The organism is Shewanella sp. SM101 (assembly GCF_025654465.1).
Lineage (GTDB): Bacteria > Pseudomonadota > Gammaproteobacteria > Enterobacterales > Shewanellaceae > Shewanella > Shewanella oncorhynchi.
Map to the genome: position 1 here is coordinate 136919 of NZ_JAKKRH010000007.1, position 7251 is coordinate 144169.

The following is a 7251-nucleotide window of genomic DNA, read 5'->3' on the forward strand; positions in this document are numbered from 1 at the left end:
GAGAGCGCTTCGGCGCTCTTTTTTATGGCTCTTTTGGCCAGCCTTTATGATTCTGTGGGGAGTCACTTTATTATGCTTGCGGCTGACTTTAGTCGAATGTAGCGTAGCGACAATGCAGGCTATAGTGATGACATCTCAGTAAAAATTCGCCTAAAGAAGGTGTTGCCTATGAATGCCAGTGAGTTACAACCCGTAGTGCAATTTCTACAGGGACTTGTGCCCTTTGATGCTCTGCCTGAGGATGTAGTCGTGCGCTGCGCTAAGGCTGTTACTGTTGGGTATTACAGCAAGGCCTCTGGTTATGTTAATTTCGACGCGAATTCGCCTAAGTTGTATATGGTGCGTAGCGGCGCCTTTGAGGTGCGCGATCCTGACGGCGTGTTGGTGGATAGAGTGGGCGAGGGGGAGTTTTTTGGCTTTTCTACTTTGTTATCAGGGGAAAAAGTCGTTAATAAAGTCGCGATTCTTGAAGACGGTCTAGTTTATCATCTGCCCCAAGCCTTGTTTGATAGCCTTAGGAGTGAGAGTCGTCACTTCGATAAGTTTTTTACCCGCGCCTTCGCAAAGCGTTTACGCCATGAGGCCCGCTTTAAGGCAAAGGATCTGACGACCACAAGTCGGATCAGCACGTTAATGTCTTCCACTCCCATCGTTATTGATGCCCAAGCTAGCGTGACTCAGGCGGCACTCTTGATGCGAAATCGCCGAGTATCGTCCTTATTGGTGACGGATAATCATAAATTGGTTGGCATTTTAACCGATAAGGATTTGCGTAATCGCGTGTTAGCAGCAGGGCTTGATGGCAGCGTTGCTGTGCATCAAGCCATGACCGTTTCACCTATCTCGATTTCCTCCAATGCCTTGATTTTTGAAGCTATGCTGCTGATGAGTGAGCATAACATTCATCACTTACCGATTATCGATCAAGATAAAGCTATCGGTATGGTGACCAGTACCGACATCTTGCGAGGGCAGGGCTCACAACCGCTACTGTTGATTGGTGAGATTGAACGGCAGCAGGATCTTGCCAGTTTAATTGGCGTCAGTAAGCAAATTCCCCTATTGCTGCAAAATCTTATTAGTGCCGATGCCAGAGCTGAAGAAATTGGCCGAGTGTTAACCTCTGTCACCGATGCGCTGACGCGGCGATTAATTGTGCTCAATCAGCAATTACTCGGTGAACCGCCCATGGCCTTTTGCTGGTTGGCATTTGGCTCCCAGGGACGACAAGATCAGGCTGCGTGTTCAGATCAAGATAATGGCTTGTTAGTCGCAGAAGAGATGGATGATTTTGCTAAAGGTTATTTTGATGCCTTAACCCATGCCGTGTGCGCAGGGCTTGACCAATGCGGTTATGAATTTTGTCCCGGCAATATTATGGCGCAAAATCCCCAATGGCGGATGTCACTCAAACAGTGGCAACAGGTATTTGAAAAATGGGTCATAACGCCTGAGCCTAAGGCGTTAATGCACGCCAGCATCTTCTTCGATATGCGATCGGTTTACGGTCCGCAAACCCTTTTTGATGCCTTACAGGATAAAGTCTTAGCTCAAACCCGCGATAATGATATTTTCCTCGCGGGTATGACTGGTAATTCGCTGGTGGAGTCGTCGCCGCTAGGATTTTTCCGCAAATTTGTACTCGAGCGGGATGGTAGTGAAGTTAAAGGCATAGATTTGAAACATAAGGGCAATGCATTGATCAACGATATTGCCCGTGTTTATGCCTTGTCTGCGGGCATTAAAGAAGTGAATACTGCAAAACGTATTCGTGCCTTGATGGATGCGAATATTCTCAATCGACAAGATGCGCTCAATTTGGCTGATGCCCACGAGTTTATCGCCCATATGCGGTTATCGAACCAAGGTTATCAATATAATCAAGGGGTAGAGGTGAGTAATTATTTGCTGCCTGGGCATTTATCTTCGCTGGTTCGTCATCAGTTACGTGACGCTTTTAAAGTCGTACATGAGGCGCAGGCGGGGATGAAGATGAAATTTATGCGAAGCTTTTGATATGAATACATTGTTGCTGAAAACTCAGCTCAATTGGCGGGCGCTGCGTTGCCAACATCATTTATTTAAAGGCTATTATCAGTCGCTGTTGCCTCTGCTGGCAATGCCGTTATCCGAAGCGCCGTTAACGGCGATGGATTTGGAGATGACAGGGCTCAATCCGCAGCAAGATCAAATTCTCAGCATTGGATTGGTGCCGATTGAGCGCGGTGAGATCCCGTTGGTACGCGCCGAGCAAAAGTTAGTGCAAATTCGCGGTAGTGTAGGCCAAAGTGCGACGATCCACGGCATTCTTGATAATCATTTGGTACAAGCCGTCACCATTGAGGAAGCCATGGGCTGGTTTATCAATCAAACCTATGGACGCGTGCTGGTGGCACATCATGCCCCTTTAGATTGTCGTTTTTTACAGCAGGATTTATTGACGATTTATCATCAAGCCCTTGTTTTACCTGCAATCGATACTTTAATGGTTGAAAAGCACCGTTTACTACGGGAGCACTCAGTGATTAAAGAGGGGAGTTTGCGCCTTGGCGCTTGTCGCGAGCGTTACGGTTTACCCATTTATACGGCCCATAGCGCGCTGACCGATGCCTTAGCTTGTGGAGAATTATTACTCGCGCAAATGGCCGCTATGGGCGGTGCGGCAAAGCTTACCGTGGCTGATTTATTGCAAAAATCGACTTAGTCAGTGTTAACAGAAATCACTCTTTGTGGTGAGTGAATCCATTTGAGATGGATTGATTTCACCTTGATTTCATCTTAGGTTAATCACTGACAAGCTAAACTCAGTTGACATTTAATCCTCTGTTCAAATTCAACCTGCCGTTGATTTGGCAATCCAACCAACTTGTACTTCACTCTACTAACTTGAGTGTGTAGGAGAATATGATGCCGTTACCTTTACTTTGGGTGGGTGGTGCCGTAATCGGTGCGGTTTTGCTGGCCGATGAGCGCGAGAAGCGTCAGCAACTTGAGCGTGACAGATTACTCGGTAAGGCCCCTAAGTACCCCGTTGCCAATCGCGCTATGGTGGCACCGCCGAGTCAATGGCAAGAGGGATTAAAACAAGTTGCGCCAATCCCAGGCAGTATCGTCTGTTGTTATGTTTTTGGTGTGATTGAGCATACTGGTATTTGGCTTGGTGATGATTGCCTCTTAGAGTTACATGGCTCAGGGCTGGTGCGGGCTGTATCGGTAAAGCGTTTTTTAGCGGGACGGACCGGTAGCCAAATCTATCTTGCCTGTAATCACCAACATCAGCCTCTTATTGCCGATTCTGTGTTGCCCCGCGCTGAACAGGCGATTTATCAGTATCGGGAATACGATTTATTCGACAACAATTGCCATCGATTTGTTTGGTCTTGTATTAGTGGCAGCGAAGGCGTGATTAAAGGCTTTAATGAGTTAAATCAAAAACTCGCCGAACATTTTAATCAAGCTATCTATTGGGATGAGATGATCATTAGCAAGCTGAATGAATAAGTTCTGTAGTCATATACTAAAAAAGCCATCGCTTAAGATGGCTTTTATGTTTTAGTGAAACACTATGTAATCGTTTTGCAGAAACCGTTTACGGCTTACAAAAATAATCTACAGCGCGTTTGACTAACTCTATGCCTGTTTTATCACAAGGCGGTAACTCGGCATCACTGATATTGATAGGTGTGACACGACTTCCCCATTGCAGCAAGAGTGCGGCAGAGGTTAAGCCTGCGCCAAAGGCACAAGAGAGTATGGTTTGATTCGGCTTGATAATGCCTTGTTCTAACGCATCACAAATCGCAATTGGAATCGTCGCCGCCGAGGTATTGCCATAATTAGCGATGTTCACGAAGGCTTTTTCTTTCGGGATTTTCATTCGGCTAACTAAGGTATCAATAATACGTTCGTTGGCTTGATGCGGGATCACGAGATCCACTTCATCCTTATCAACACCACATTTTTCAAGCACTTTAGTGCTCAATTTATTCATTCCGTTAATCGCACGCTTGAAGATTTCTTGGCCATCGAATTCAATGAAAAAGTCCAATGAGTCGGCTGAGAATCTGTCCATCGCCGTGCCAAAGCCCGCTTTAAGAATGTCACGACCTTCAGGATCGTTATTCAGCTCATAACCGAGCACGCCACCGGCAACATCTGTCGCTTCAACCACAACGGCACCCGCACCATCACCAAATAGCACTGCGGTTTCACGGCGTGACCAATCTAAATAGAAAGATAAACGTTCAGCACCAATGACTAATACTTTCTTGCTCTGGCCACTCTTGATTTGTGAGCTGGCTAAACCTAAGCCATATAAGAAGCCACTGCAGGCAGCATTGATATCGAATGCAGCACAACTGGCGCCAATATTAGCTTGTACAGTAGATGCAATATTTGGGATCAAAGTATCTGGGCTGGCACTGGCAAGAATGATCATGTCGATTTCACTGCCATCAATACCCGCTGCTGCGAGCGCACGTTGTGCTGCAACTGAAGCAAGTTCAGAGGTATTTACATGACTGATATGGCGTTGGCTGATCCCTGTGCGAGATTTGATCCATTCGTCGGATGTCTCGATAAAGGTAGCAAGATCATCGTTGGTCAGCGTGGCTGGTGGAACACATTTGCCCCAACCTGTGATAGTGGCGTACTGCATGGTGGTTTCTCTCAAATAAAAAAGGCAGAACCTGAGCGCTGCCTTGAATCGACAACAAAGCTTATCGGCAACTCTAATGGCCGTCCGTGATCTAGACCACCTGTTTGGCGACGAGATCTCGAATTGTCATTGCGGCATGCAGAATATGATGACGCAGTAGCGCCGTCGCTTTTTCTGTTTCTCTCAGTTTGCAGTGGTTGAGCAAAGCCCTGTGCTCATGCTCTGCAGCAGGAATCCCCCCCGCGAGCAATAACTGCAAACGAATGTATCTATCACAATTAGTATTGAGGCCGTGAACAACCTCAAGGGTGTGTGGGCGATTAGCCGCCTGATATAAGCAAGTGTGAAATTGCGTATTCAACTCGCTCCAACTGGCGACGGCATCTTCATGTTTGAAGGCCGACTCCAATTGCTCGAGTACACGTTCTGCTTTTTCTAAATCAGCCTCTTGAAGTCGTGGGATCGCTTTCGCAAGCAGATCGGTTTCGATCATTGCACGTAATTCAAAGAGTTCGGTGACTTGTTCGACGGATAACACGGTCGCGGTCGCACCTTTATGGGGCTCAAACTTAACGAGTCCTTCGGCTTCGAGTTGCAATAATGCTTCTCTCACCGGAATACGGCTGACATTTAACGCTTCAGCCAAGGCACTTTGTCTGAGGGGTTCTCCTGCGGCTATGTCACCTGAAAGAATTCTCTCTCTGAGCACTTCCACAACTAACTGGGTGCGGGTTTTGTGAACGATAGGCGTAGTTCGACTCATTATTTCCGTCTATTTCGGGTATTTTCTCGTTATTTGCCCAAGATTACCGTTAAAAACACCACAAATAAAGGGAAATGCTTGATTGAGTGCTGCATCTAAGAGACTAACAATGCCCAAAAGACGGGGTTTTTTGTGGTTTTCTCTTACGATTTGAAGCGCATTCCTTGCGAGCGGCTTCGATGGCAACGGTGGCAATTATTTGTAAAAACGCTGTTCAGCTCACTGCTGGATTTTTTGGACTCTGATTTGGTGGGACAATTGCTATCTCGCATAGACACAAGCTGTACATAGAGATTTGCCTGTACAGCCACGAAATATCACTAACGCGCAATTTAGCGCTAAAAGCATAACTTCAGCGGTGCAATTTCTGATAATGAATGGAATAATAGCGCGATAACGCCTTAGGCGATTTGGGAGTATTACAGTGAGTCGAGCAGTATTTTTAGACCGTGATGGTGTGATTAACAAAGACCATGGTTATGTCCACCTAGTGGATGACTTCGAATATATTGACGGTGTGTTTGAATCTTGCCTCTCTTTAAAAGAAATGGGCTACAAGTTAGTTGTCGTCACTAATCAATCCGGTATTGCCCGTGGCATGTATACTGAAGACCAATTCCACAGCTTAACGGAGTGGATGGATTGGAACTTTGCCGACAAAGGGGTCGAGCTCGATGGTATTTACTATTGCCCGCACCATGCCGAAAAAGGTATAGGGGAATATAAGGTCGATTGTGATTGCCGCAAACCTAAGCCGGGTATGCTTAATGATGCGGCGCAATTCTTAAAAATCGACTTAGCGCACTCAGTCATGGTTGGCGACAAAGCCGAAGATATGCAGGCAGCGAAAGCGGCGGGCGTGACCACACGCATATTAGTGCGCAGTGGTAAGGTTATTGCTGATGACAGTGATGCCACAGTGGTACTCGACAGTATTGCCGATGTGCCGGCTTACTTAAAAAGCCTAGGCTAGTCGCTACGCTACTACTTAATAAGCAGATAAACATTTGCTTATAAGTTCATCTCAAGTAGCTATTATCACAGTAGCCAGTAGCGTGGGTTATTGCTCTTGTTGAATGGAAGCTTGCGTTAAAAGCGATCTAACATGGCATAAAGAGCTAACCAATAGGTTGGCTCTTGTCATTTCTAGCGCTGGATTAATCTCATCTTTGCCCTTAATTCAGCATAGATTCGATAATATTGGCGTTAAAACACACTTTTAGTTTAAAAAGTGTGCGCTTGAATCGTTTTTCGTAATTATTCGCGCCAAAGGGGTTGCGGTAAAATCTGACATCCCTATAATGCGCATCCACTGACCCAGCGGGGTCAAGGGTTAAACGCTGAATAAGCTGATAACCACGCTCTTTAACAATTTATCAAGCAAATCTGTGTGGACACTCACAGGTGTTGAGTTAATCGAAACTGCTTAGCCTTCGGGTTGGCAGTCAAAAATTTAAATCAATGTTTTCAAGTCATTCTCCTTAACGGGAAGCGTGATTGAGTGTTCATAGTAATATGTACATACAGTAATGTATGAATTGAAACGCGATGCTTCTTAGTGAGCAAAGCGAATCAAAACAGTAGAATTCATTGAGCCGCTGAAGTCGCAAGACGGAAGCAACAAAACTTTAATTGAAGAGTTTGATCATGGCTCAGATTGAACGCTGGCGGCAGGCCTAACACATGCAAGTCGAGCGGCAGCACAAGGGAGTTTACTTCTGAGGTGGCGAGCGGCGGACGGGTGAGTAATGCCTAGGGATCTGCCCAGTCGAGGGGGATAACAGTTGGAAACGACTGCTAATACCGCATACGCCCTACGGGGGAAAGGAGG

6 protein-coding genes and 1 rRNA gene are annotated in these 7251 nt (G+C 46.2%); 5 read left to right on the plus strand and 2 right to left on the minus strand.

The annotated features are described in order from the left end of the window. The first annotated feature begins 168 nt into the window (after positions 1-168). From L5M38_RS06010 to L5M38_RS06020, 3 genes are all read left to right on the plus strand, one after another. On the plus strand, positions 169-2016 hold the full coding sequence (locus tag L5M38_RS06010) for a DUF294 nucleotidyltransferase-like domain-containing protein (protein WP_263178567.1): 1848 nt from the start codon (positions 169-171) through the stop codon (positions 2014-2016). 1 nt (position 2017) lies between these two features. Next, positions 2018-2704: an exonuclease domain-containing protein gene (locus L5M38_RS06015; protein ID WP_263178568.1), complete on the plus strand. Its 687-nt coding sequence runs from the start codon at positions 2018-2020 to the stop codon at positions 2702-2704. 203 nt (positions 2705-2907) lie between these two features. Next, positions 2908-3501, plus strand: coding sequence for a lecithin retinol acyltransferase family protein (locus L5M38_RS06020; RefSeq protein ID WP_263178569.1), 594 nt, complete (start codon positions 2908-2910; stop codon positions 3499-3501). Positions 3502-3589: 88 nt separating this feature from the next. Here the strand turns inward: L5M38_RS06020 and L5M38_RS06025 are convergent, their stop codons facing one another. Both L5M38_RS06025 and L5M38_RS06030 read right to left on the minus strand, forming a co-directional pair. Then, positions 3590-4657, minus strand: coding sequence for a ketoacyl-ACP synthase III (locus L5M38_RS06025; RefSeq protein ID WP_263178570.1), 1068 nt, complete (start codon positions 4655-4657; stop codon positions 3590-3592). 91 nt (positions 4658-4748) lie between these two features. Then, entirely contained in the window at positions 4749-5420 is a 672-nt protein-coding gene (locus L5M38_RS06030) for a GntR family transcriptional regulator (protein WP_028760950.1), read from the minus strand. A 424-nt stretch (positions 5421-5844) separates the two neighbouring features. Between L5M38_RS06030 and gmhB the strand changes: the two genes are divergently transcribed. Together gmhB and L5M38_RS06040 are read left to right on the plus strand one after the other, a co-directional pair. Beyond that, positions 5845-6393: a D-glycero-beta-D-manno-heptose 1,7-bisphosphate 7-phosphatase gene (gene gmhB, locus L5M38_RS06035; RefSeq protein ID WP_131523561.1), complete on the plus strand. Its 549-nt coding sequence runs from the start codon at positions 5845-5847 to the stop codon at positions 6391-6393. A 656-nt stretch (positions 6394-7049) separates the two neighbouring features. After that, positions 7050-7251: ribosomal RNA gene (locus tag L5M38_RS06040) — 16S ribosomal RNA — on the plus strand; the annotation flags it as partial.